21 protein-coding genes are annotated in these 23661 nt (G+C 69.3%); 14 read left to right on the top strand and 7 right to left on the bottom strand.

All coding sequences use genetic code 11. The features are described 5' to 3' along the window. Nucleotides 1-86 precede the first annotated feature (86 nt). A complete protein-coding gene (locus tag ACOZ35_RS13555) occupies nt 87-1100 on the top strand; it encodes an aldo/keto reductase (protein WP_424014067.1) in 1014 nt (337 codons plus the stop codon). A 22-nt stretch (nt 1101-1122) separates the two neighbouring features. Here ACOZ35_RS13555 and hisH read toward each other — a convergent pair whose 3' ends face one another. Further along, a complete protein-coding gene (gene hisH / locus ACOZ35_RS13550; protein WP_424014066.1) occupies nt 1123-1776 on the bottom strand; it encodes an imidazole glycerol phosphate synthase subunit HisH in 654 nt (217 codons plus the stop codon). A gap of 129 nt (nt 1777-1905) precedes the next feature. Here hisH and phnD point away from each other — a divergent pair, with 129 nt between their 5' ends. From phnD to ACOZ35_RS13535, 3 genes are all read left to right on the top strand, one after another. Beyond that, nucleotides 1906-2958 carry a phosphate/phosphite/phosphonate ABC transporter substrate-binding protein gene (gene phnD / locus ACOZ35_RS13545; RefSeq protein WP_424014065.1) on the top strand — a complete coding sequence of 351 codons (1053 nt, stop codon included), beginning with the start codon at nt 1906-1908 and terminating at the stop codon, nt 2956-2958. A gap of 69 nt (nt 2959-3027) precedes the next feature. Continuing rightward, complete coding sequence (phnC, locus tag ACOZ35_RS13540; protein ID WP_424014064.1) at nt 3028-3834, top strand: phosphonate ABC transporter ATP-binding protein; 807 nt, start codon at nt 3028-3030, stop codon at nt 3832-3834. Continuing rightward, nucleotides 3831-4844 carry a PhnE/PtxC family ABC transporter permease gene (locus tag ACOZ35_RS13535; RefSeq protein WP_424014063.1) on the top strand — a complete coding sequence of 338 codons (1014 nt, stop codon included), beginning with the start codon at nt 3831-3833 and terminating at the stop codon, nt 4842-4844. Before phnC ends, ACOZ35_RS13535 begins: the two co-directional genes overlap by 4 nt. Nucleotides 4845-4850: 6 nt before the next feature. Here ACOZ35_RS13535 and ACOZ35_RS13530 read toward each other — a convergent pair whose 3' ends face one another. From ACOZ35_RS13530 to ACOZ35_RS13520, 3 genes are read right to left on the bottom strand one after another with little or no spacing between them, the layout of a single operon-like run. Beyond that, a complete protein-coding gene (locus tag ACOZ35_RS13530) occupies nt 4851-5483 on the bottom strand; it encodes a uracil-DNA glycosylase (RefSeq protein WP_424014062.1) in 633 nt (210 codons plus the stop codon). A 52-nt stretch (nt 5484-5535) separates the two neighbouring features. Next, a complete protein-coding gene (locus tag ACOZ35_RS13525) occupies nt 5536-6102 on the bottom strand; it encodes a DUF99 family protein (RefSeq protein ID WP_424014061.1) in 567 nt (188 codons plus the stop codon). Then, nucleotides 6103-6285: a DUF5786 family protein gene (locus ACOZ35_RS13520; RefSeq protein ID WP_424014060.1), complete on the bottom strand. Its 183-nt coding sequence runs from the start codon at nt 6283-6285 to the stop codon at nt 6103-6105. A 132-nt stretch (nt 6286-6417) separates the two neighbouring features. Here ACOZ35_RS13520 and ACOZ35_RS13515 point away from each other — a divergent pair, with 132 nt between their 5' ends. After that, nucleotides 6418-7059 carry an MBL fold metallo-hydrolase gene (locus ACOZ35_RS13515; protein WP_424014059.1) on the top strand — a complete coding sequence of 214 codons (642 nt, stop codon included), beginning with the start codon at nt 6418-6420 and terminating at the stop codon, nt 7057-7059. A 231-nt stretch (nt 7060-7290) separates the two neighbouring features. On the opposite strand, the gene ACOZ35_RS13510 is transcribed toward ACOZ35_RS13515, so the two are convergent. Then, nucleotides 7291-7440: a 50S ribosomal protein L40e gene (locus ACOZ35_RS13510; RefSeq protein WP_006629440.1), complete on the bottom strand. Its 150-nt coding sequence runs from the start codon at nt 7438-7440 to the stop codon at nt 7291-7293. 98 nt (nt 7441-7538) lie between these two features. Next, entirely contained in the window at nt 7539-7808 is a 270-nt protein-coding gene (locus ACOZ35_RS13505; protein WP_004598787.1) for a thioredoxin family protein, read from the bottom strand. Nucleotides 7809-7998: 190 nt separating this feature from the next. On the opposite strand from ACOZ35_RS13505, the gene ACOZ35_RS13500 reads away from it, so the two are divergent. The 3 genes from ACOZ35_RS13500 (at nt 7999) to hisE (ending at nt 9193) form a co-directional block, all read left to right on the top strand. After that, nucleotides 7999-8160: a preprotein translocase subunit Sec61beta gene (locus ACOZ35_RS13500; RefSeq protein WP_004598786.1), complete on the top strand. Its 162-nt coding sequence runs from the start codon at nt 7999-8001 to the stop codon at nt 8158-8160. A gap of 86 nt (nt 8161-8246) precedes the next feature. Then, nucleotides 8247-8840 (top strand): pyridoxal 5'-phosphate synthase glutaminase subunit PdxT, encoded by a 594-nt coding sequence (gene pdxT, locus ACOZ35_RS13495; protein WP_424014058.1) that lies wholly within the window; start codon nt 8247-8249, stop codon nt 8838-8840. Further along, a complete protein-coding gene (gene hisE, locus ACOZ35_RS13490) occupies nt 8837-9193 on the top strand; it encodes a phosphoribosyl-ATP diphosphatase (RefSeq protein ID WP_424014057.1) in 357 nt (118 codons plus the stop codon). Before pdxT ends, hisE begins: the two co-directional genes overlap by 4 nt. 6 nt (nt 9194-9199) lie before the next feature. On the opposite strand, the gene ACOZ35_RS13485 is transcribed toward hisE, so the two are convergent. Continuing rightward, nucleotides 9200-9589 (bottom strand): hypothetical protein, encoded by a 390-nt coding sequence (locus ACOZ35_RS13485; protein WP_424014056.1) that lies wholly within the window; start codon nt 9587-9589, stop codon nt 9200-9202. 602 nt (nt 9590-10191) lie between these two features. Between ACOZ35_RS13485 and ACOZ35_RS13480 the strand changes: the two genes are divergently transcribed. The 6 genes from ACOZ35_RS13480 (at nt 10192) to ACOZ35_RS13455 (ending at nt 23649) form a co-directional block, all read left to right on the top strand. Beyond that, on the top strand, nt 10192-11127 hold the full coding sequence (locus tag ACOZ35_RS13480; RefSeq protein WP_424014055.1) for a glycerophosphodiester phosphodiesterase: 936 nt from the start codon (nt 10192-10194) through the stop codon (nt 11125-11127). 69 nt (nt 11128-11196) lie between these two features. Then, complete coding sequence (locus tag ACOZ35_RS13475) at nt 11197-13527, top strand: hypothetical protein (RefSeq protein ID WP_424014054.1); 2331 nt, start codon at nt 11197-11199, stop codon at nt 13525-13527. 112 nt (nt 13528-13639) lie between these two features. Next, nucleotides 13640-16339 carry a leucine--tRNA ligase gene (gene leuS / locus ACOZ35_RS13470; protein ID WP_424014053.1) on the top strand — a complete coding sequence of 900 codons (2700 nt, stop codon included), beginning with the start codon at nt 13640-13642 and terminating at the stop codon, nt 16337-16339. Between the two features lie 71 nt (nt 16340-16410). Then, nucleotides 16411-17832 (top strand): kynureninase, encoded by a 1422-nt coding sequence (kynU, locus tag ACOZ35_RS13465; protein WP_424014052.1) that lies wholly within the window; start codon nt 16411-16413, stop codon nt 17830-17832. 107 nt (nt 17833-17939) lie between these two features. Further along, complete coding sequence (locus tag ACOZ35_RS13460; protein WP_424016074.1) at nt 17940-20579, top strand: PAS domain-containing protein; 2640 nt, start codon at nt 17940-17942, stop codon at nt 20577-20579. 112 nt (nt 20580-20691) lie between these two features. Next, nucleotides 20692-23649 (top strand): DEAD/DEAH box helicase, encoded by a 2958-nt coding sequence (locus ACOZ35_RS13455; protein WP_424014051.1) that lies wholly within the window; start codon nt 20692-20694, stop codon nt 23647-23649. Nucleotides 23650-23661: the final 12 nt, after the last annotated feature.

Genomic DNA, 23661 nt, shown 5'->3' with positions numbered 1-23661 from the left:
TGGCCCGTCCTCGGCGATAGGCACGCGTTCGCACACCGCATCCGGTTGCTGAGGCTTTTTGCGTCGACCGCGACAACCGTTCGACCATGACGCCCGAACTCGACGAGATCGACTTGGGAACCGTGCCGCTCGGCCGAACCGGCCTGCGGACGAGCGAACTCCAGTTCGGCACGTGGCGCTTTGGCCGCGTGACCGAGGCGGGGAACGTCGAAATCGACGAGGAGCGCGCCCACGAGCTGCTCGACGCCTACGAGACCGCCGGCGGGCGCTACATCGACACCGCCGACGTGTACGGCGGCGGCGACTGCGAGCGCTGGATCGGCGACTGGCTCGCCGAGCGCGACCGCGAGCGGTACACGGTCGCCTCGAAGGTGTACTGGCAGATCCGCGACGGCGACCCGAACAGCCGCGGCACGAACCGCAAGAACGTCCGCCACCGCGTCGACGCCCTGCTCGATCGGCTCGACACCGACTACATCGACGTCCTCTACATCCACCGCTGGGACGACGAGACCCCCGCTCGCGAGCTGATGAAGACGCTGAACGGGCTCGTCGAGTCCGGCAAGGTCCACTACCTCGGCGCCTCCACGCTCCGCCCGAACGCGTGGAAGGTCGCCCGCGCGAACGAGATCGCGCGGAGCGAAGGGTGGGAGCCGTTCAAGGTGCTCCAGCCGCGCTACAACCTCGTCGACCGCGAGGTCGAGGGCGACTACCTAGAGTTCGCACGCCAGCGCGACCTCGCCGTCTCCCCGTGGAGCCCGCTCGGACAGGGGTTCCTGACCGGGAAGTACGACCGCGACGCCGACCTGCCCGACGACTCGAAGGCCGCCGAGTCGAGCCGGTTCCAGGAGGCGTACCTCACCGAGGAGAACTTCGACGTCCACGACGAGCTCGACGCCGTGGCCGACGAGGTCGACGCCTCGCCCGCGCAGACGGCGCTCGCGTGGCTCGCGCACCGCGACGGCGTCACCGCTCCCATCGTCGGCGCCCGGACCGTCGACCAGCTCCGCGAGAACCTCGCGGCCGCGACGATCGACCTCTCCGACGAGCAGGTCGAGCGCCTGACCGCGGCCAAGCCCGGCCCGTACGACGAGCTCTGAGAAAATCGGGCGCGGTCGCCGACTACTGCTCCGCGCAGTAGTCGACGAAGTTCCGCAGGATCTTCAGCCCCGTCTCGCCGCTCTTCTCGGGGTGGAACTGCGTGCCGAACACGTTGCCGGCTTCGTTGGCGACGACCGCCGGGAAGTCGACGCCGTAGTCCGCGGTGGCGACGACCGCGTTCGGGTCGTCCGGCTCCGCGTAGTAGGAGTGGACGAAGTAGGCGTGCTCCCCGTCAACCCCGTCGACGATCGGGTGGTCGCGCGTGACGTCGAGCTCGTTCCACCCCATGTGGGGCACCTTCCGGTCCACGTCGAACCGGACGTTGGTGCCGGGGACTAAATCGAGACCCGTCACCTCGCCTTCACCCTCGTGGTCCGCCTCCTCGCTCGTGGTGAGGAGCATCTGCATCCCGAGGCAGATCCCGAAGAGGGGGCGCCCCGCCTCGGCGTGGTCGGTCAGCGCCTCGCGTAGCGGCCCGGCGTTCTCCATCCCCTCGCGGAACGCGCCGACGCCCGGGAGGACGACGCCGTCGGCGGCCGCGAACGCCGCAGGGTCGTCCGTTATCTCGACGGAGGCGCCCGCGCGTTCCAGCCCGCGGGTCGCGGACCGGAGGTTTCCGAGCCCGTAGTCGACGAGGGCGACGGACACCTCTCGATCGGTTGGTGATTCGTCCATGTCTCCGATATATCATCTGCGTGGAAGTCAGTTTCTATCCGGGATCCATTACAGAGCAGTATATACCTGTCCGTATATTTGAACAGCAACACTTTTGATAGATCAGTAAAACGCCAATATGTACTCCTCATGGAGCGACGACGCCAATTCCTCAAGGTCGCGGGCGCAGCAAGCATCGTTGGACTCGCAGGCTGTAGCGGCGGCGGCGGTGACGGCGGCGACGGGTCCGATGGGTCCGACGGTTCCGACGGGTCCGATGGGTCCGACGGCAGCGACGGTTCGGACAGCGAACCGGAGATGACGTTCGGCGGGGACGGCACGATCGACTTCGGCATCTCGCCGTCCGTGCCGCAGGAGGACCTCAACGTACAGTACTCCCCGCTCGAAGAGCACATCGGGAGCTACCTCCGGGAGAACTACGACGTCCCCAGCGACCTCAGCGTTGAGGGGACCATCGGAAGCAACTACAGCGCCATCATCCAGTCGCTCGGTCAGGGTACGCTGGACATCGCCGAGACAGGACCGTTCGCGGCCGGCCTCGGCGTGATGACCGACAATGCGGAAGTCATCCTCCAGCGGTACGGCTACGGCGGGTGGACGTACAAGAGCATCATCGCGACGCCGAACGACAGCGACATCACCGAGCTGTCGGACCTCTCCGGCAAGACGGTCGCGTTCTCCGACCGGCTCTCCACCAGCGGCGCGCTGTATCCGCTGTACAGCATGTCGAACCAGGGCGACCTCGACGTCGGTGAGCTCCCCGAGGGCAACGGCTCGCAGGCCGAGTTCGACGCCCGGTTCGCCGGCGGTCACGTGGGCTCGTACACCCTGCTCGAACAGGGCCAGGTCGACGCGGCGGCGATGGGCGGGTTCGTCCGCGACACGAAGACCGGCCCCGCACCGGAGGAGTGGCAGGAGGTCGCGACCACCCTCCACGAGGACGAGGGGCTCCCGCGCGCACCGATCGTGGTCTCGCCCGAGCTCGACGACGACGTGAAAAGCGCCATTCAGGAGGCGTTCCTGGAGGGCCCGGACAGCATCTACTACGGTGCCGACGGCGAGGACGGCACCGAAGACGACCTCTGGTTCAGCCGCGTCCGCGAGGCGAGCCAGGAGGACTACCAGTCCGTCATCGACGTCGCCGACGAGCTCGGCGTCGGGACTGACATCTTCAACCAGTAGGACCCCGACGGTCCCCACTTCGGATCGTTTTTCACACGATCGGTCCGTTCTCGGACAACCTCACACCTCATGCCAACGATCGAATTCGAAGACGTCAGCAAGATATACGACGAGGACACCGTCGCCCTCGACGACGTGTCGTTCACCATCGACGAGGGGGAGTTCGTCATCCTCCTCGGTCCCTCCGGTGCCGGCAAGTCGACGATGCTGCGGGTGTTGAACGGGCTCACGCAACCCACCGATGGGTCCGTTCGCATCGGCGGTGAGGAGCTCCAAGGGAACCGCAGCGGGGTCGGAATGGTGTTCCAGGAACACTACCTCATCGAGAGCAAGACCGCGTTCGGCAACGCCCTGTCGGGGGCGCTTTCGCGGAACGGGCTTCTCAAGAGCGCCCTCGGGATGCACGACGACGCGGACAAGCGGACCGCCCTGGAGGCCCTCCAGACGGTCGGCCTCCTCGACGAGGCCGGCCAGCGCGCCGAGTCGATGAGCGGGGGCCAGAAACAGCGCGTCGGGATCGCCCGCGCGCTCGTCCAGAACCCCGAGATCGTCCTCGCCGACGAGCCGGTCGCCAGCCTCGACCCGAAGGCCGCCCGCGACGTGATGCGCTACCTCAAGAAGGCGGCGACCGAGCAGGACCTCACCACGATCACCAGCCTCCACCAGGTGAACATCGCGCGCGAGTTCGGGGACCGGTTCCTCGGCATCCGCGACGGCGAGGTGATCTTCGACGGCGACGCCGACGACCTCACCATGGACGAGATGGACCGGATCTACTACGGGAGCGCGCAGGACGGCCAGACGGTCCCGACCGGAACGAGCGGCGACGAGCTCGGCGAGACCGATGTCGCCGCCGACGGAGGTGAACGGGCGTGAGCTCGCCGGACTCGGCGATCGACGACCAGTTCCGCACGCTCGAACGGCTCCGCCGGCTCAAATACCTGCTGTGGGGCGTGCTGCTCGCCGCGGTCCTCGGCGTCACCTACTGGGGACTCGGCTTCATCGGCTTCCAGTCGAGCGTCGTCGCCGGGCGGCTCCCGGGGATGTACGAGTTCATCTCGACCGGCTTCTTCCCGCCGGACTTCCAGAACTTCACGATCTACACCAAAGATGAGGGGATCACGGGGTTACAGGCGATCCCCGCGAGCTTCGGCGACGGCGGCGCCCACATCGTCGAGAGCTTCCAGTCGTCGCGGCAGTCGCTGGTGAAGGCGAGCCTCGTGACGCTCCTCTTAGGCTTCATGGGCACCGTGTTCGCCTTCCCGTTCGCGCTCGTCCTCGGCGTCCTCGGGAGCGAGCGCGTCACGCCGTTCCCCTTCAACTTCATCTTCCGGGGCACCCTCAGCGGCATCCGCGCCATCCCCGCCATCGTCTGGATCTTCCTGTACATTCCCATCGGGCCGCCGGGACAGGTCACGGCGGTGCTCGCGATCGCGACCGACAGCATCGGGAACCTCGGCCGCCTGTTCACCGACGACCTCGAGGAGATCGAGGAGGGGCCGATCGAGGCGATCCGGTCGACGGGCGCGTCGGGCACCCAGACCGTGAGCTTCGGCATGCTGAGTCAGGTGTCGCGCTCCTTCATCGCGTGGACGCTGTACATCCTCGAGATCAACACCCGGATCGCCATCTCGCTGGGCGTCGTCGGCGCCGGCGGGCTCGGGCTGATGATCCGGAACAGCCAGGACCTCTTCGAGTTCCAGCAGACCGCCGCGGGGCTGGTGATGGTGTTCATCGTCGTCCTCGGCATCGAGCTCATCTCCTCGCGTATCCGCGCCCGGCTCCGGCCGGGCGAGCACGAGGGGAAGGGGCTCGTCGAGGCGATCCGCGGCCTGTTCGACGCGAAGAAGTGGCTCGGCGTCGGCGACCGGCGCGACCGCGACTGACGCCGCTCAGAACTCGCCGAGCCGCGACTGCCCGTCCCCGCCTTCTTCGCTCCGTTCGCCGACCCCGCTCAGTTCGGCCGCCCGGGCTATCGTCTCGAAGAAGCCGTCGCGCTGACTCCGGTCGTACAGCGTCGCCGCCGGATGGACGGAGAGTAAGAGTCGTCGCGACTCGCCGGCGAGCCGCGCGTCGACGACGTCGCCAGACTCCGAGGTGATCGCCACCGAGCGGTCGAGGAGGTGTTCGCTGGGCACCTTCCCGAGCGTCACGATCAGCTCGGGGTCGAGCCGGTCGATTTCCGTTTCGAGATACCCGCGGCAGTTCGCCAGCTCCTCGGTCGTCGGGTCGCGGTTGTCGGGCGGCCGACACCGCACACAGTTCGTGATCCGCACGTCGGCGCGGGCGAGCCCCGCGTCGCGCAGCGCCTCGTCGAGCACGTCGCCCGACCGTCCGACGAACGGCTCGCCCTCCTCGTCCTCTGTGGCGCCCGGGCCCTCGCCGACGAACAGCAGGTCCGCGTCGGTCGGGCCGACCCCGTCGACGATCCGGCTCCGGGACTCGACCAGTTCCGGGCACCGCTCGCAGGACGGCACGCACAGGTTCTCGTCGAGGCCGGCGCCGTCGCCGCCGTGTTCGCTCATACCGACGGCTCCGGGCGCGGGTGTCTAAGTAGCGTCGGTCGCCCCGGAACGGTCACTCGCCCGTCGCCGCCTCGCGGTGCGCGCTCGCGGCGAGCGCCGCGATCCGGAGCGGCTCGCAGCGCCGTTCGCCGTCGCGGGTGAGCCCCCTGACGGCCGCGGCAGCGTCCTCGGGGTCGAGGCCGACCGCGCGGACGAAGCGGGGGTCGCCGGACTCCGGAGCATCGACCGGAACCCGCGACGGCAGCGACCGGTACGTCGCGAGGCGGTCGGCGAGCGCGTCGCCGTCGAATGCGTCGCGGAGCGCCGGTTCGAGCCCGGGGCTCGCCTCGTAGCTCACGGCGTAGACGGGGCGATCGAGCGACTCGCGGAGTCGGTCGAGGTCGAGGAGGTTGAACCACGCGGGCGCGACGCCCGCGCAGGCGACGTGGCGGACATCCTCGCGGTCGAGCGCGCGCCAACAGTCGATAACCGCGTCTGTCGCGTCCGTCCCGCCGACGGTACACCGCGCGAACGCGAAACCGTCCGGCGTCCCGTCGGCGCGGACGACGACGCCGGCCGCGTGGCTCACGTCGCGGGCGTCAGAGAAGGCGACGCCGAGCGTGCGGCTCGGCGGGTCCACTCACGCGTCCTCGGACTTGATCTCCTGGAGCCGGTCGAGAAGCTCGTCGTTCGAGGCGCCGGGCTCGTAGTCGACGGACCCCTGGTGGGTCTCCTCGGCAGCCCGGACGCCGTCGTCGTCGTCGAAGTCCGCGTCCAGGTCCTGATTCTCCTGTTCGGACTCGTCGTAGCTGCCGAAGCCCATATGTGTGTGAAGCTAACAGGGCGCGACGGATAAATCCACGGCCGCCACCGGGTCCGAGCGCCGCCGAGAGCCGGGAGGGCGCCGGCGCGACCGCGGCTGTACCCTTTTGTCGCTCCGCGAGCGAGTACGGGCATGGAGCCGATCACCGTCACCGCGGACGCGGAGGAGTTCACCTGCAACGCGTACCTCGTCGTCGGGGACGCGACGACGCTCGTCGACGCCGGAACGATGCCCGGCGTGGACGAGGTGATAGCCGACGCGCTCGACGACGCCGGCGTCGACGGCCTCGACCGCCTCGTCGTGACCCATCAACACCACGACCACGTGGGCGAACTCGACGCGGTGGTCGACCGCTTCGACCCGCGGGTGCTCGCGTACGCCGACCACCCGCGCCGCGACGTGGCGCTCGAAGACGGCGACGAGATACTCGTCGGGAGCGAGGCCTGCGAGGTCGTCTACACGCCGGGCCACGCCGACGACCACGTCTCGCTCGTCGGCGAGGAGCGGCTCTACTCCGGCGACGTGGTCGTCTACAACGACGGCGCCTTCGACGACGGCTCGTTCGGCCGCACCGACATGACCGGCCAGTCGCGCGAGCGCCTGATCGAGAGCCTTCACGAGATCCTCGACCGCATGCCCGACAGCGTTGCGGCGATGTTCCCCGGCCACGGCGATGTCTACCGCGCCGCCGACGGCCCGGACACCGTCCGCGAGGTGATCGAGCGCGCGACGGAGCGCGCCGAGCGCCGCGAGCCGAAGTATCCCGAGGAGTGAGCGGGATCCGGGTTTAAAAGCGAACGACGACGCCGACCGCCCACATCGGCGCGCCCCCGAGCGGCCGTTTTTAAACGGCCGCGAGGGGTCCGCGAGGGAGGTGGCGGTCCGGCGCGGCCCCGCCCGCGCCGGGCCGCCCGCCGAGGCTGGGGAGGCGTGAGGCACACGCGCGGCTGGCCGTCGAACGGAGAACTCGCGAGAAGGGCCGAAACCGGCCCGGAGCCGACCGAATTACGCCGCGCGGCGCTCGGTCGCCTTCGGGCGGAGCTTGGTGTAGCCGCACTTGCGGCAGCGCTCGGCCTCGGAGGCGTTGCGGGCGTTACAGCGCATACAGATCTGTCGGTCGAGCATGCGACGTTCGGCGGCGTCGAAACTGGCCATACGACTACTGGACGGGCGGTGCTGTAAAAGGTTGCGAGACGCCGCGGCGGCCGCGGGAAGAACGGGTACTGAGCGAAAGCCGGTATCAGGCGCCCGCGTTAGGCGCCCGCTTCGGTGAGGGCGGCCTCGATGTCCTCGCGCTGCGTGACGCCGACGAAGCGGTCGACGACGCCGTCGTCGTTCTCGACGATAAGCGTCGGGAGCGAGCGGACCTGGTACTGGTTCGCGACGTCCTGCTCCTCGTCGACGTCGACCTTCTGGAGCTCGAACGCGTCGCCGAGGTCCTCCTGAATCTCCTCCAGGATGGGGTCTTGGGTCTTACACGGGCCGCACCACTCGGCGTGGAAATCCAGCAGTCGAACGGTCATAGTCGGCGCTAACTATCGCCGGCCCGCGCATAAGGGTTTCCCACTCGTGTGTGCGCGCGGTCATCGCGGTCCATCGCGGCGGGCAGGAACCACGGGAAGTCCGCGCTCGGCGGACCGCGCGGCGGGGGCGACCCCTGCGACCGGCGCAGCGAACGAAACGTTTAGAACCCGGCGCCGCCCAGAACCCGACATGAGTGGTTCCAACTCCGGCGGGCTGATGTCCAGCGCGGGACTGGTCCGCTACTTCGAGAACGAGGACCGGAACGCCATCGCGATCGACCCCAAGACGGTCGTCGCGTTCTGCGTCCTCTTCGGCGTGTTCGTCCAGATCCTGTCGCTGACCGTCGCGTAGGTTCGCGCCGTATCGCTCCGTTTTGGCGGTGACCCGACCGACCGCGTAGCGCGCCCTTTTTCCACGCGCCCGCCCCACCGATCCGTATGAAAGCAGGCGTCATCGCCGTTCAGGGCGACGTGGCCGAACACGCGGCCGCCGTCCGCAACGCCGCGGCCGCCCACGACGAGACGGCCGAGGTGGTCGAGGTCCGGGATTCGGGGATCGTCCCCGACTGCGACGTCCTCCTCATGCCGGGCGGGGAGTCGACGACCATCTCGCGGCTGATCCACCGCGAGGGGATCGCCGACGAGATCGAAGCACACGTCGCGGCCGGAAAGCCCGTGCTCGCCACCTGCGCCGGGCTCATCGTCTGCTCGACCGACGCGAAAGACGATCGGGTCGAGCCGCTGGGGCTGGTCGACGTCTCCGTCGACCGCAACGCGTTCGGGCGACAGAAGGACTCCTTCGAGGCGAAGGTCCCGATCGCCGGGCTCGACGACCCCTTCCACGCCGTGTTCATCCGCGCGCCCGCCATCGACGACGTGGGCGCGGGCGTCGAAACGCTCGCGACGGTCGACGGGCGCCCGGTCGCGGTCCGCGACGGCCCGATCGTCGCCACCGCGTTCCACCCGGAGCTCACCAACGACCCGCGGATCCACGACCTCGCCTTCTTCCCCGAGCGGGAGGTGGTCGCGTGAGCGATCCGACCGAGGGCGACCGCGGGGGCGCGGCCGACCCCGAGAGCGACGAGGACCCGGACGTCCCGTCCGAGGCCGTCCTCGACGAGCTGTTCGCCACCATCGAGTCGCGGCAGGAAGAGCTGCCGGAGGGGTCGTACACCGCATCCCTGTTCACCCACGAGAAGGGAGAGAATGCCGTCTTAGAGAAGATCGGCGAGGAGACGACGGAGGCAATCCTCGCGGCGAAAGACGACGACCGCGAGGAGCTCACCTACGAGAGCGCGGACCTCGTCTACCACCTGCTCGTGTTGTTCGCGATGAAGGACCTCGACGTCGACGACCTCCGCGAGGAGCTTCGCGACCGGTTTTAAATTCCCTCAGCGCTCGCGTTCGAGTTCGCGGTCGATGTCGTCGAGCTCCTCGGTCTCTAACTCCTCGGCGATTCGCTGCTCGAACTCCGCCTCGCTGATCTGCCCCTCGACGTACTGCTGGCGGAGGCGGTCCTGCCGGCTGGCCCCGGCGTCGGCCGAGGTCGACGACGATCCGATCGAGTCGAGCGACGCGGCGTCGTCATCGTCGCGCAGCAGCCACGATCCGGCCTTGTACGCGACGTAGACGATTCCAGCGAGGACCGCGAGCGAGACGATCCCGGAGACGATCGCCCACGCGAGGCTCAGGAGGGCCGAGACCACGCTCACGACGATGCTGACCCCGATCAGTATCGCAATCGCGATCGCCGCGTAGTAGAGGGCCTTCTTTCCGTCCATACCGCGGCGTCGGGCTGCCGGGCGCAAATACCTTCTCCCGTGGATCCATTGAAACCCGATTTCAGAGAGACTGGAGTCGGAACAGCCGGTCGCTACAGGGACCTTCGTGAGCGATCCCGGGAGTAGGTGTATCAGATCGGCTGAGTGGTTGTTTATAAATGACTGAGTAGTGTTGCTGTCGATTGTTTATAAGCGATCGACGGATCTGCGGCGAAGGCTTTCAAAGCCCCAGCCGCGACGACTCGCGCGGCTTGTTGCGCTCCTCGCTCAGTCACTAACGCTCCTTCGCTGCGGTGCTTACTGCGCCGTGCTTCGTCCTCACGGCTGCCCCTTTGAGTCCCACCCCCGCACCGCACAGCAACGCACCTCACGCCCCCCCAGCCTCGTCGGTCGCCGTCGCTCCGCTCGGCGACCGACTCCAGCGAGGGACCGAAGGTCCCTCTGGCAGCCGGCGCTACGCGCCGGCGACCTCGCGCGTGCTGACTCGCGGCCGCCTTCGGCGACCGCTCGCAGGCACGCGCCACCGCAGATCGGTTTATAAGCGATCCCCGGCGACCGCGAACTTTTGTCCGCGCGGCCGAACACCCCACGAGAACGACGCCGTGAGCGACACCGACTCGGTCGAATCCGACGAGAGAGCCCGCCCGACCCGCAGAGCGGTGCTCCGGCGGAGCGGGTCACTCGCTGCCGGGGCGGTCGCGGCGGGATCGACCTCGCTCGCCGGCTGTGCCGGGCGCGGTACTACGGATGCCGACGAACACGACGCCGACGCCGCCAACCCGCCACTCATCGCGCATCGCGGCTTCGCGGCCGAGAACCCGGAGAACACGGTCGCGGCGGTCGAGGCGGCGACGGATCTCGTCGACCGTGTCGAACTCGACGTGCGCCGGTGCGGGACCGGCGAACTCGTCGCCTTCCACGACGCGACACTCGGGCGGGTGACGGACGCGACCGGGCGCGTGGACGAGACGCCCTTGGATCGGCTCTCCGAGCTCTCGGTCGAAGGCTCCGGCGAGCCGGTTCCGACGCTCGCCGCGGCGCTCGACGCCGTGCCGGCTGACGCGCGGGTCATGCTCGACCTGAAAGAGCGGGGGCTCGCGGCGGACGCGGTGGCGGTCGCGGCCGGCGCAAACCGCGACCACGGCCTCGCCGTCATCGCTGACGACCCGGCGACCATCGAGGCGGTGAACGCGACCGATTCCGGGGTACAGACCGTTTACGCCGTCCGCGAGTCGATTCCGGCGCGGGCGCTCCGACCGCTGATTCCCGAGATCCGTGTCGGGCTGGAGGTTCCGAGGTGGGCGTATCCGTCTCAGGACGTGGCTGGCATGGTCGAGACGGCCACCCAGTTGGGGTGTGCGGCGCTGTCGCCGCGGTACGAGCTGTGTCTCCGGACAGACCTCGTCTCGCGTGCGCGGGACGCCGACCTCCGGGTGCTGCCGTGGACGGTCGCCTCGGCCCGGGAGTACGAGGCCGTCGCGGGCGCCGGGGTCGACGCGGTCGTCTCGGACGTCTCCCGCGAACGCCGCGAGACGTGACAGCCGAGCGGATAGAACGGCCCGCAGGCGGCAGAAGGGTTATTCCTCCGGCTCTCATCGCCTCAGAGGATGACCCGGGGCCCCGACGAGCACGACGACGAGATCGAGACCGATCCGGAGGGCGCGTCCGATGGAGCGAACGCGGACCGCGTCGGCCGCCGGACTCGCGTCGACCGTCGGACGGTCCTCGGCGCGCTCGCGGGCGCCGGGAGCGCCGCGGTCGCCGGCTGCTCCGGATCGCAGCCGGACGACGCCGCGACGACCGACCTCGACGCCGACCGGCTCGACGAGCTCGCGGCACGGTTCGCCCCGACGCTGTTCTTCGATTCCGCGGAGCCGTGGTTCCCGACCGACCCGCGCCCGTACACGGTCGAGGAGGACGGCGAGACGGTCGTCGACGGCTTCGAGGCGTTCGACGGCTACCACGAGCGGTACGACGAGGCGGGCGAGCCGCCGAACCCGACCGTGTTCTACAACGGGCTGCGGTACGAGGACTCCCCGCTCGCGGTCGTCCAGTTCTGGTTCTACTCCGCGTTCGACCAGTTCACCGCGAACTTCCACTGGCACGACTGGGAGGTGCTCCACGTCTTCGTCGACCTCGACACGGGCGACCCGCAGCTGTACGTCGCCAGCTCCCACTCCCGGAGCGTCCCAAACAACGAGTTCCTCGACCCGGAACCGGACGTGGTCCCGCGAATCTTACCCGAGCTCGGCTCGCACTCCAGCACGCTCTCGGTCAACGAGGACGCCGACAGCTTCCAACGCGTCGGCGAGGAGGGACTGCTCGCGGATATCACGAACACGACGATCGACACGGTCGAGGACCTCCTCGGGATCCCGATCGCGTACGGCCTGCCCCGCGACGAGGGGGCGCGGCTCCCCTTCGTCGTCCCCGAGTACGAGGGCGAGCCGCTCTACGAACACTCCGACCTCCCCTCGGTCACCGAGGAGTCGCTGGTCGACGGCGCCCTCACGATCCGGTCGCTCGACGCGCTGCGGTCGCCGCCGACCGACCTCCCACTCCGGGAGACGGGGATCGCCTACCGATACGGCGAGCGGTCGGGCGAAGACGGGACCGCCGGCGGCGACGACGCCGCGCTCGCCGACGAGGTCGCCGAGTCCGTCGTCGGGTACGAGCTCGTCGAGAGCGCCGAGCTGGAGGATATCTCGGCGTTCACCGGCCCGCAGCTCAGCTTCGAGTTCGCGGTCCCCCAGGCCGTCGAGGACGCCGTCGCGGGCCACATCACGACCACCGGCGTGCCGTGGGAGCAGCCCCGCTACGAGAACCCCGCCCTCGACGTCACCGCCGGGAACCATCGCTCCGAACTGGCGGCCCGGTACGACGCGATCGCCGCCGACCCGTCGTTCGGCGACGACGCTGCCGGGGCGCTCGACTCCGTCGTCGCGCGCGTCACGCAGGCGACGGAGACCGACGAGGCGCCCGACGGCGAGGGGCTGACGACGACCGACGCCGGCGTCGAGTCGTTCGTCCTGATCGAGAGCGACCCCGAGGCGGTCCCGACGTTCGCCGGCGGCGTCGCGGTCGCGAACGGCGTCCCCGAGGGCGACCACCGCTTCACGGTGAACGGCGCCGGGCGGACGCCCCACAGCGAGACCCTGACCGTCTCGGCGGACGAGCCGGTGACGAGGGCCGGCGCCGACGGTGAGGTCCCGCTCGTCGCCCGCGAGGACGCGCGGAAGGTGGAACTCGACGACGCAGAGAGCGACGTCGACCTGACCCGGACCGCGATCGAGGACGACTTCGCCGGGCGGATCTACGACTCCGCGGTAGACGGCAGCGACGCGGTGTACGTCCACGCCGGCGGCGCGTACACGACCGAGGTCCGCGACGCCGACGACGAGATCGGCGCGTATCGGGTCAACCCGGACCCGTCGTCGGGAGGTAGCGAGGACTCGGACGACGGCGACGACGGGGGCGAGGACGGGACTCCCGGGAACGGGCCGATCCGGATCGAGCGCCCGGAGACCGGGGCGGCCCCGCTCGCCGGCTACGTCGCGGACGTGGCCGAGGAGACGCGCGCCGCGGTCGCGGCCGCGGCGGCGGAGAGCGACGACGGCGACGACGATGACGACTCTGGCGGCTCCGGCGGCGACACCGGCGGCTCCGGTGGCGGTGCCGAAAACGCGGTCAACGGGCTCAAAAAGGCACTCGCGGCCGCGGTCGACCAGGCGAAGCGGGCCGAGGAGCGCGCTCGCGAGGGAGATAGGGAAGGAACGAACCGCCAGCTGGAGAACGTCGTCGACCGGATCGCCCGGATCGAAGAGCGGCTCGCGGCCGCGCGAGAGGGGCTCCCGCCCGGGCTCGCGAACGCGACCGGAAAGCGGATCGAGCAGGCGACCAAGCGCGTCGAGCAGGCGCAAAACGCCGAGAAGCTGTAGTCCCGGATCGGCCGTCGTCGCCGGCGTCACCCTCACCTCCCGAGCGTGTGCCACCGCTCACCAACGGATGGAAAGCTATACGACGCCGACCCGACCACGAGTATATAAGCAGATGTCTCAGGAGGGATACGACCACGCGACGGTCGAGGAACGCTGGCAGGAGGCGTGGGACGACGCCGCCGTCTACCACGTCCCGGACGAGGCCTCGGACCCGACGTACGTCCTCGGGATGTACCCGTACCCGTCCGGGAAGCTCCACATGGGCCACGTCCGCAACTACACCATCACGGACGCGTACGCCCGCTACCGGCGGATGCGCGGCGACGACGTGCTCCACCCGATGGGGTGGGACGCGTTCGGCCTGCCCGCCGAGAACGCCGCCAAGGAGCGCGACACCAACCCCCGCGACTGGACCTTCGACTGCATCGACACGATGCGCGGGCAGATGAAGTCGATGGGATTCGGCTACGACTGGGACCGCGAGGTCACCACCTGTACCCCCGAGTACTACCGGTGGAACCAGTGGCTGTTCCGCCGCTTCCACGAGGCCGGCCTCGTCGAGCGCCGCGACGCCGAGGTGAACTGGTGTCCCTCCTGTGAGACCGTCCTCGCCGACGAGCAGGTCGAGGGCGACGACGAGCTGTGCTGGCGCTGTGACACCCCCGTCGAGACCCGGGAGCTCGACCAGTGGTTCCTGAAGATCACTGAGTACGCCGACGAGCTGCTGGAGGCCATCGACGACCTGGAGGGATGGCCCGACTCCGTCCGCCAGATGCAGCGCAACTGGATCGGCCGGCAGTACGGGAGCGAGGTCGACTTCGAGATTGAGGGCCACGGCGCAGTCACGGCGTTCACGACCCGGATCGACACGATCCACGGCGCGACGTTCTTCGCGATCGCGCCCGACCACCCGATCGCGGAGGAGCTGGCCGCGGAGGACGACGCGGTCCGCGAGTTCGTCGAGGAGGAGGCCGACCCCGACGGCGACGAGCCGAACGGCGTCGCGGCCGGCCTCACGGCCACGAACCCCGTCACGGGCGAGGAGATCCCCGTCTACGTCGCCGACTTCGTCCTCTCGGACGTGGGGACGGGCGCGCTGATGGCGGTCCCCGCCCACGACGAGCGCGACCACGCGTTCGCGACGAAGAAGGACGTCGAGATCCGCCCGGTCATCGCGCCGGAGCCGGACGACTGGGACGGCGAGACGGTCCCCGACGCCCCCGACGTGGAGGCGGAAGCGTTCACCGACGACGGCGTCGTCATCAATTCGGGCGAGTACACCGGCCTCGACAGCGAGACCGCGCGGGAGAAAATTACGGCCGACACCGAGGGCGCGAGCGAGGCGACCCAGTACCGCCTGCGCGACTGGGGCATCTCCCGGCAGCGCTACTGGGGGACGCCGATCCCGATCGTGAACTGCGACGACTGCGGGGCGGTGCCGGTGCCCGACGAGGACCTGCCCGTCGAGCTGCCGGAGTTCATCAACACGACCGGGAATCCTCTCGATGCGGCCGACGAGTGGCAGGAGACGACCTGCCCGGAGTGCGGCGGGCCCGCGACCCGCGAGACCGACACGATGGACACGTTCGTCGACTCCTCGTGGTACTTCCTGCGGTACGTCTCGCCGGACCTGGAAGACGCCCCCTTCGACCTCGACCGCGCGAACGACTGGATGCCGGTCGACCAGTACGTCGGCGGCATCGAGCACGCCGTGATGCACCTGCTGTACTCGCGGTTCTTCACCAAGGTGCTGGCCGACGAGGAGGACTTAGAGCACCGCGAGCCGTTCACGAACCTGCTGGCGCAGGGGATGGTCCAGCTGGAGGGTGAGAAGATGTCCAAATCAGTGGGGAACGTCGTCTCGCCCCAGCGCATCGTCGACGAGTACGGCGCCGACACCGCGCGGCTGTTCATGATGGAGGCCGCCCAGCCCGAGCGTGACTTCGACTGGTCCGAGGAGGGCGTCAGGTCCACCCACCGATTCCTGACCCGCCTCAACGACCTCGTCGAGGACTACGCCGCGGGCGACGTGGCGACGGCCGGGGACGGTGACGCCGGGGATGGCGACGCCGAGGCCGCCGACCGGGACACCATCGACGACTACGTCGCCGACGAGACGGACGCCGCGGTCGCCATCGCCGGCGCGGAGTACGACGACCTCACCTTCAACGTCGCGCTCCGCGAGGCGCAGGAGCTCGTCCGCACCCTCCGGAGCTACCGCGAGTACGCCGACCCGCACCCCGACGTCTTCGAGCGCGGCGTCGACGTCGCGGTCCGCCTGCTCGCGCCGGTCGCGCCCCACCTCGCCGAGGAGCTGTGGGAGACGCTCGGCCGCGACGGCTTCGTCGCGGAGGCCGAGTGGCCGACCGCGAGCGTCGACCGCGACACCGTCGAACGCCGGCGCCGGCTGGTCGCCAACACCCGCGAGGACGTGCGCGACATCATCGACGTCGCCGGCATCGAGGACCCCGAGCGGATCGACGTCGTCGTCGCGCCCGACTGGAAGTACGACGCGCTGGAGATCGCGATCGACAGCGACGCCGACAACCTCATCTCCGAGCTGATGGGCGAGAGCCACATCCGCGAGCAGGGGGACGCCGCCGCCTCGTACGGCCAGGACCTCCAGGCGAACCGCGAGGCGTTGCAGGAGACGCTCGGCGGCGACGCCGAGTACGACGCGCTGCGCGCCGCCGCGTGGCTGATCGAGCGGGAGTTCGACGCGCCGGTCAGCGTCGAGCGCGCCGCGGATGCCGACGAGAGCGTGGTCAGCAAGGCCGAGCCGGGGCGACCCGCCATCGACATCGTCGAGTAGCGCTCGGTCAGCTCTTTTAAATCACCGCCCGCCCCCGGAAACGCTTAGTCGACGGCGCGGCGCCCTCGTGTATGGACGATCCGTACGCCCCCGCGCGAGACGCGCTCGCGGGCGAGGGGCTCGGCTCCGCGGACGACGGCGACGCAGCCGGCGCCGACCCCGCCCGTCTCGCCGCGCGCCTCGACGACAACGATCCGCTCTCCGAGTTCGGCGACCGGTACCGGATCCCCGACGACCTGCTCTACATGGACGGCAACTCGCTCGGGCCCGCGAGCGACGCCGCCCTCGAGAGCCTCGACCGCGTCGTCGACGAGTGGCGCGACCTGCTCATCGCGGGGTGGACCGACGCCGACCCGCCGTGGTTCGAGGTCGGCGAGCGGCTCGGCGACGCGCTCGCGCCGCTCGTGGGCGCCGAGCCCGAGGAGGTGGTCGTCGGCAACTCGATCACCGTCAACATCCACACGCTGGTCGGCACCTTCCTCGACGAGCTGCTGGCCGGGAACGGCCCGGAGCGCGAGGGGTTCGAGCGCGCGGACGGGGAGTGGGCGCCGGACGGCGACCCCGACGCCGACCCCGCCGTCCTCGTCAACGAGCTCGATTTCCCCTCCGACCACTACGCGATCCGGGCGCAGTTGCGCCAGCGCGGGATCGACCCGGACGAGAAACTCCGGGTCGTTCCGAGCCGCGACGGACGGACCATCGACCCCCGCGATATCGAGGCCGCGCTGGCGGCCCACGACGACGTGGGGATCGTCTGGATGCCGACCGCGCTGTACCGCTCCGGCCAGCTGTTCGACGTCGAGCGGATCACGGAGGCGGCCCACGAGGCGGGCGCGTACGCGGGCTTCGACGCGGCCCACTCAGCGGGCGCCGTCCCCCACGAGTTCGACGCGGCCGGCGTCGACTTCGCGGTCTGGTGCACGTACAAGTACCTCAACGCCGGCCCGGGCTCGATCGGCGCGCTGTTCGTCGCGGAGCGTCACCACGGGCTCACGCCGGCGCTGGCGGGCTGGTGGGGCCACGAGAAGGCGACCCAGTTCGAGATGAACACCGAGTACACCCCGGCCGACTCCGCGGGCGCGTGGCAGATCGGGACGCCGCCGCTGCTGTCGGCCGCGCCCCTCGAAGGCTCCGCGGAACTCCTCCGGGAGGCGGGAATCGAGCGCCTGCGGGAGAAGTCGCTCGCGCTCACGGACTTCCTCATCGCGCTCGTCGACGACCGACTCCCCGAGGTGTCGGTCGGGACCCCCCGCGAACACGCGTCCCGAGGCGGTCACGTTGCTCTCGAACATCCGGACGCAGAGCGGCTGAGCGAGGCGCTCAGGGACCGCGGCGTCGTCGTCGACTTTCGGCCGCCGAACGTGGTCCGCGTCTGTCCCGCGGCCCCCTACACCTCCTTCGCCGACGTGTTGGAAGTCGTCGACGAGATCGAGGCGATCCTCGACTCGGGGGCGCACGAGACGTACGCAACGAGCGAGGGCGGCGTGACGTAGCGGGCGCGGCCGGTGCGGCCGCGAGGCGGGGGGGCAGGCGGTTGTTCCTCGCGTTGATATCCGCAATGTTATGGGTCGAACCGGCCTAGATAGTGGCAAGAGAGATCATGGGCGAAAACTCACAGTCAACCAACGATACCGATCGGTCCAGAACGAACGGTGACGACGTGAGCAACGCCTACGAGGCGATGTTCCGTGAGGCGGACGACGCGATATTTCTCGTTGACGTGGCGCGGACGGACGGCGAGTACGAGTTCACGTTCAAGCAGAACAACACCGCACACCAGCAGCAGACCGGGCTGACCGAGGACGCGATGTACGGGCAGACCCCGCGAGAGCTCCTCGGCGAGGAACAGGGGGCCGCGGTCGAGGCGAACTACCGCCGATGCGTCGAACGGGGCACGACGATCGAGTACGAGGAGCGGCTCGATTTCCCGGGCGGGACGAGCGACTGGCAGACGAAGCTGACGCCGGTCACGGAGGACGGAGCGGTGACACAGATCATCGGCGTCGCTCGCGACATCACGGAGCAGAAGGAACGCGAGCGGGAGCACCAGCGGACGTACCGCCGATTCCAAACGGTGTTGGAGACGATGTCCGCGGCGGTGTTCCTGAAAGACACCGAGGGGCGGTACCTCCTCATGAACCAGGCGTGCCGCGACGTGTTCGACATCGACGAGGACCCCGTTGGGATGACCGACGAGGACCTCTTCCCGGAGGCCGTCGCAGCGCAGGCCCGAGCGGACGACCGCAGGGTGATCGAGGACGGCGAGCGGATCGAAATCGAGGAGACGCTTCCGACGCCCGCCGGAGAGAGCATCCGACTGACGCGGAAGTCTCCCGTGTACGACGAATCGGGTTCGATCCGCGGAGTATGCGGCGTCTCGACCGATATCACCGAACAGACGGAGCGGGAGCGCGCGCTCCAGCAGATCAAAGACCGGCTCGAGCTCGCGGTCGAGGGCGCACAGATCGGCGTCTGGGACTGGGACATGACCACCGACGAGGTCGAATTCAACGATCAGTGGGCGCAGATGCTGGGCCACTCGCTCGATGAAATCGAGCCGCATCTCGACGCGTGGGAGCGGCGCGTCCACCCCGACGACCTCGCGGCGGTCGAAGACGCCCTGTCAGAACACATGGCGGGCGAGACGGAGTACTACGACACAGAACACCGGATGCGAACTGCGTCGGGCGAGTGGAAGTGGATCCGCGACATCGGAAGGGTCGTGGAGCAGGACGATACCGGGGAACCGGTCCGGGCCGTCGGAATCCACCTCGACATCGACGACCGGAAGCGGCGAGAGGCGGAGCTGGAGCGCACGCGAGCCCTCATCGAGCGCACCCAAGAGAGCGCGTCGATCGGCTGGTGGGAGGTCGACCTGGTCGAGGAGTCGCTCACGTGGAGCGACGAGGTGTACCGGATCCACGAGGTGCCGACCGACGAGACGGTCGAACTGGAAGACGGAATAGAGTTTTATCACCCGGACGACCGGGACGCGATCGAACAGGCGTTCGAGCGGCTGACGGAGGAGGGCGAGTCGTACGACCTCGAACTGCGGATCGTCACGGAGACCGGACGGACCCGGTGGGTCAGGGCAATCGGCGATCCGCAGTTCGACGACGCGGGGGAGGTCGTCGGGGCGCTCGGACTGTTTCAAGACATCACCGAGCGGAAGCGGTACGAGCTGGCCCTCGAGTCGACGCGCGAGGAGCTGCGGACGGTCATCGACCTCGTGCCGGACCTCGTGTTCGTGAAGAACCGCGAGGGCGAGTACCTCCTGGCCAACGAGGCGACCGCAGCGGCGTACGGGCTGTCGCCCGAGGAGGTCGAGGGGAAGTCCGAAGGCGAAATCATCCCGGACGTCGACGACTCCGACGAGTTCCGACAGGACGACTTGGAGGTGATCGAGTCCGGGGAACCGAAGAACGTCGGCGAGGAGACGTTGACGACGGCGGCCGGCGAAACGCGGATCCTCCAGACGGTGAAGATCCCCTACAAGGTGCCGGAAACGGGTGAAGACGCCGTTCTGGGATACGCCCGCGACGTCACCGACCTCAAGCGGTACGAACAGACGCTCGAAGAGCAGCGGGACACCCTCATGCTGCTCAACCAAGTCGTGCGCCACGACATCCGGAATCAGCTGATGGTCGTCCAGTCGTACACCGAACTGCTCGAGGACTCGCTACCGGACGACCAGAGCCGGACGTACGCGCGGACGGTCATCGGTGCGGCGAAGCAGGCGGCCGACATCACGGAGACCGCCAGAGACGTCACCGACGTGTTGCTACAGGTCGGAACCGACCAAGAGCCGGTCGATCTCCGCGCCGAACTCAACCAGCAGATCGAACGGATCCGGTCCGAGAAAGACCGCGCGACGGTCACGGTGAACGGAGCGATCCCGGACGTGACGGTGTTGGCCGACGGCCTGCTGGAGGCGGTGTTCCGGAACCTGCTGACGAACGCGGTCGTCCACAACGACAAGCAGGTGGCCGAGATCACGGTTTCGACCAGTTTGTCGGACGACGCGGTGTGCGTCTCGATCGCCGACAACGGGCCCGGCATCCCGGACGATCACAAAGAGCAGATCTTTCAGGAGGGCGAGAAGGGACTGGAGAGCGGTGGAACGGGGATCGGCCTGTACCTCGTCAAGACCCTCGTCAACAGGTACGACGGCGACGTGTGGATCGAGGACAACGAGCCGACCGGGAGCGTGTTCGTCGTCGAGCTGCCGCTCGCCGAGTAATCGGTGCGCGAAGCCTCCGGCGACGGCAGCGCTCGGCCGCGCGGTCGACCGTCCGAACCTCGCGGGGCGACGGGCTTAATCCTCCGAGCACCCAACGTTCGACGATCACGTAATGCCGGAATCGTCGGGGATGGACGCGTTCGCGCACCTCGGGAGCGAGATCCGCGAGGCGCTCTCGGATCGGGGGTTCACCACGCCAACGGAGCCCCAACGCGAGGCGATCCCGCCGCTCGCCGACGGGAAAAACGCCCTCGTCTTGGCCCCGACCGGCACCGGGAAGACGGAGACCGCGATGCTCCCCGTCTTCGACGCGATCGTCGAGGCCCGAAATTCACCGGGTGACCAGCCCCGCGACGGCATCTCCGCCCTCTACATCACCCCGCTCCGCGCGCTCAACCGCGACATGATGGACAGACTGGAGTGGTGGGGCGACCGCCTCGACGTCGAGGTCGCGGTGCGCCACGGCGACACCACGCAGTACGAGCGCAGCAAACAGGCCGACGACCCGCCGGACGTGCTCATCACGACGCCGGAGAGCCTTCAGGCGATCCTGACCGGCTCGAAGATGCGCGTCGCGCTCGAAGACGTCGCGCACGTCGTCATCGACGAGGTCCACGAGCTGGCCTCGGCGAAACGCGGCGCCCAGCTCACGGTCGGGCTCGAACGCCTCCGCCGCGTCGCGGGCCCGTTCCAGCGCGTCGGCCTCTCCGCGACGGTCGGCGACCCCGAGGAGGTGGGGCGCTTCCTCGTCGGAACCGGAAAACGCGACCCGGATCGAGAGGGCGACCGCGACTTCGAAACCGTCGAGGTCGCGGCCGGGACGCGGACCGACGTGCGCGTGCTCGACCCCGAGATCACCGACCGCGACACGACCCTCGCAGGCGAGCTCGCGGTCGACGAAACGACCGCGAGCCACGTGCGGACGATCCGCGAGATCGTCGCCGAAAAGGAGTCGACGCTGATCTTCGTCAACACGCGACAGACCGCGGAGGCGCTCGGCTCGCGGTTCAAGACGCTCGCGGAGACGGAGCGGGAGGCGGCGAGCGGAAACAGTGGCGACGAGGACGACGCCGACCCCACCGAGATCGAACTCCACCACGGCTCGCTCTCGAAGGAAGTCCGGATCGACGTGGAAGATCGGTTCAAGTCGGGCGAGCTCGACGGGCTCGTCTGTACCTCCTCGATGGAGCTCGGCATCGACGTGGGCCGCGTCGACCACGTGGTCCAGTACGGGAGCCCGCGCGAGGTCGCCCGCCTGCTCCAGCGCGTCGGGCGCGCGGGCCACCGCCGCGACCTCGTCTCCGAGGGGACCGTCGTGACGCAGGGGGGCGACGACACGCTCGAAGCGCTGGCTATCGCGCGCCGCGCCGGCGAGGAGCTCGTCGAGCCCGCGAACATCCACCACGGCAGCCTCGACACGGTCGCCAACCAGGTCGTCGGCCTCGTGATGGACGAAGGGGAGGTTCACGCCCGCGAGGCGTACGAGACCGTCACGAACGCCTACCCGTTCAGGGGCCTCTCGGAGCCCGAGTTCCAAGAGGTCGTCCGCGAACTCGACGGGAACCGGCTGCTGTGGCTCGACGAGGAGACGGACACCTTAGAGAAATCGGGCGGCACCTGGCAGTACTTCTACGCGAACCTCTCAATGATCCCCGACGAGTCCACCTACGAGGTGTACGACATGTCCTCCAGACGGCAGATTGGGACCCTCGACGAGCAGTTCGTCGTCAACTTCGCCGGGCCGGGGGAGACGTTCGTCCAGCGCGGCGAGATGTGGCGGATTACGGAGATCGACGAGGAGGAGGAGCGCGTGAACGTGACGCCGATCCCGGACCCGACCGGCGAGGTGCCCTCGTGGGTGGGCCAGGAGATCCCCGTCCCGAAGCCCGTCGCGGAGGAGGTGGGCAGAATACGCGGCGAGGCCGCGGCCGCCCTGGAGGCCGGCTCGACGCCGGAAGCCGTCGCGGCCGACCTCGCAGAGCGGTACCCGACCGACGAGGAGACGGTCGCGGCCGCCCTGAAACCGGTCGTCGACCACGTCGAGGCCGGCCACCCGGTCCCCACGGACGAACGGATCGTGATCGAGGGGAGCGCGCGCACCGTCGCGGTCAACGCCGCGTTCGGCCACGAGGTCAACGAGACGCTCGCGCGCCTGCTCGCGGCGCTCGTCGGCCAGCGCGCCGGCTCGTCGGTCGGGATGGACGTCGACCCGTACCGGATCGAGTTCGAGGTGCCCGGCGGGGTCGACCCCGGAACCTTCCGCGAGGTGTTAGAGACGACCGACCCCGACCGGCTGGAGGCGTACCTCGAACTCGCCGTCAAGAAGTCGGACGCGCTGAAGTTCACGCTCGCGCAGGTCGCCGCGAAGTTCGGCGCCGTCAAGCGGTACAAGGAGGGACGCGGGCGATTCGGCGGCGACCGCCTGCTCGCCGCCCTCGAAGACACGCCCGTCTACGACGAGGCGCTGCGCGAGGTGTTCCACGCCGACCTCGCGGTGCCGGAGACTGCCGACCTGCTCAGAGGGATCCAGTCGGGAGGCGGCGACCGCGACGGCTCGCTCGACCTCGCGATCGCCCGCGAGCGCACCCCGCTCGGCACCGCGGGCCGTTCCGCCGGCACGGAGTTCCTCGTCCCCGACAACGCCGACGCCGACGTGATTCAGACGGTCAGAGAGCGGATTCAGGACGACCGCGTCATCCTCTTCTGTCTCCACTGTACCGATTGGAAACACACGACGAAGGTCCGGCGCGTCCGCGACCAGCCCGAATGTCCGGAGTGCGGGTCCACCCGGATCGCGGCGCTCAACCCGTGGGACGAGGAGACAGTCGCCGCGGTGCGCGCGACCGAGAAGGACGACGAGCAGGAGCGGCGCACCGAGCGTGCCCACCGCGCCGCGAGCCTCGTCCAGACGCACGGGAAGCGGGCGGTGATCGCCCTCGCGGCCCGCGGCGTCGGCCCCCACAACGCCGCGCGGATCATCAACAAGCTCCGCGAGGACGAAGACGAGTTCTACCGCGACGTGCTCCGCCAAGAGCGGGAGTACGCGCGCACCCAGTCGTTCTGGGACTGAACTACTCGACAC

This window comes from Halorubrum xinjiangense (assembly GCF_049604745.1).
Classification (GTDB): domain Archaea; phylum Halobacteriota; class Halobacteria; order Halobacteriales; family Haloferacaceae; genus Halorubrum; species Halorubrum xinjiangense_A.
This window is presented reverse-complemented; position numbering and strand designations above follow the sequence as displayed.

What these genes read in the sequence shown, in the direction of transcription:
- hisH (WP_424014066.1), bottom strand. Translation starts at nt 1,776, where the DNA reads ATGGACGAATCACCAACCGATCGAGAGGTGTCCGTCGCCCTCGTCGAC.
- kynU (WP_424014052.1), top strand. Translation starts at nt 16,411, where the DNA reads ATGGACGATCCGTACGCCCCCGCGCGAGACGCGCTCGCGGGCGAGGGG.
- ACOZ35_RS13530 (WP_424014062.1), bottom strand. Translation starts at nt 5,483, where the DNA reads ATGAGCGAACACGGCGGCGACGGCGCCGGCCTCGACGAGAACCTGTGC.
- ACOZ35_RS13475 (WP_424014054.1), top strand. Translation starts at nt 11,197, where the DNA reads ATGACCCGGGGCCCCGACGAGCACGACGACGAGATCGAGACCGATCCG.
- ACOZ35_RS13510 (WP_006629440.1), bottom strand. Translation starts at nt 7,440, where the DNA reads ATGGCCAGTTTCGACGCCGCCGAACGTCGCATGCTCGACCGACAGATC.
- phnC (WP_424014064.1), top strand. Translation starts at nt 3,028, where the DNA reads ATGCCAACGATCGAATTCGAAGACGTCAGCAAGATATACGACGAGGAC.
- ACOZ35_RS13515 (WP_424014059.1), top strand. Translation starts at nt 6,418, where the DNA reads ATGGAGCCGATCACCGTCACCGCGGACGCGGAGGAGTTCACCTGCAAC.
- ACOZ35_RS13460 (WP_424016074.1), top strand. Translation starts at nt 17,940, where the DNA reads ATGGGCGAAAACTCACAGTCAACCAACGATACCGATCGGTCCAGAACG.
- ACOZ35_RS13555 (WP_424014067.1), top strand. Translation starts at nt 87, where the DNA reads ATGACGCCCGAACTCGACGAGATCGACTTGGGAACCGTGCCGCTCGGC.
- ACOZ35_RS13520 (WP_424014060.1), bottom strand. Translation starts at nt 6,285, where the DNA reads ATGGGCTTCGGCAGCTACGACGAGTCCGAACAGGAGAATCAGGACCTG.
- ACOZ35_RS13455 (WP_424014051.1), top strand. Translation starts at nt 20,692, where the DNA reads ATGCCGGAATCGTCGGGGATGGACGCGTTCGCGCACCTCGGGAGCGAG.
- ACOZ35_RS13505 (WP_004598787.1), bottom strand. Translation starts at nt 7,808, where the DNA reads ATGACCGTTCGACTGCTGGATTTCCACGCCGAGTGGTGCGGCCCGTGT.
- pdxT (WP_424014058.1), top strand. Translation starts at nt 8,247, where the DNA reads ATGAAAGCAGGCGTCATCGCCGTTCAGGGCGACGTGGCCGAACACGCG.
- phnD (WP_424014065.1), top strand. Translation starts at nt 1,906, where the DNA reads ATGGAGCGACGACGCCAATTCCTCAAGGTCGCGGGCGCAGCAAGCATC.
- ACOZ35_RS13485 (WP_424014056.1), bottom strand. Translation starts at nt 9,589, where the DNA reads ATGGACGGAAAGAAGGCCCTCTACTACGCGGCGATCGCGATTGCGATA.
- leuS (WP_424014053.1), top strand. Translation starts at nt 13,640, where the DNA reads ATGTCTCAGGAGGGATACGACCACGCGACGGTCGAGGAACGCTGGCAG.
- ACOZ35_RS13500 (WP_004598786.1), top strand. Translation starts at nt 7,999, where the DNA reads ATGAGTGGTTCCAACTCCGGCGGGCTGATGTCCAGCGCGGGACTGGTC.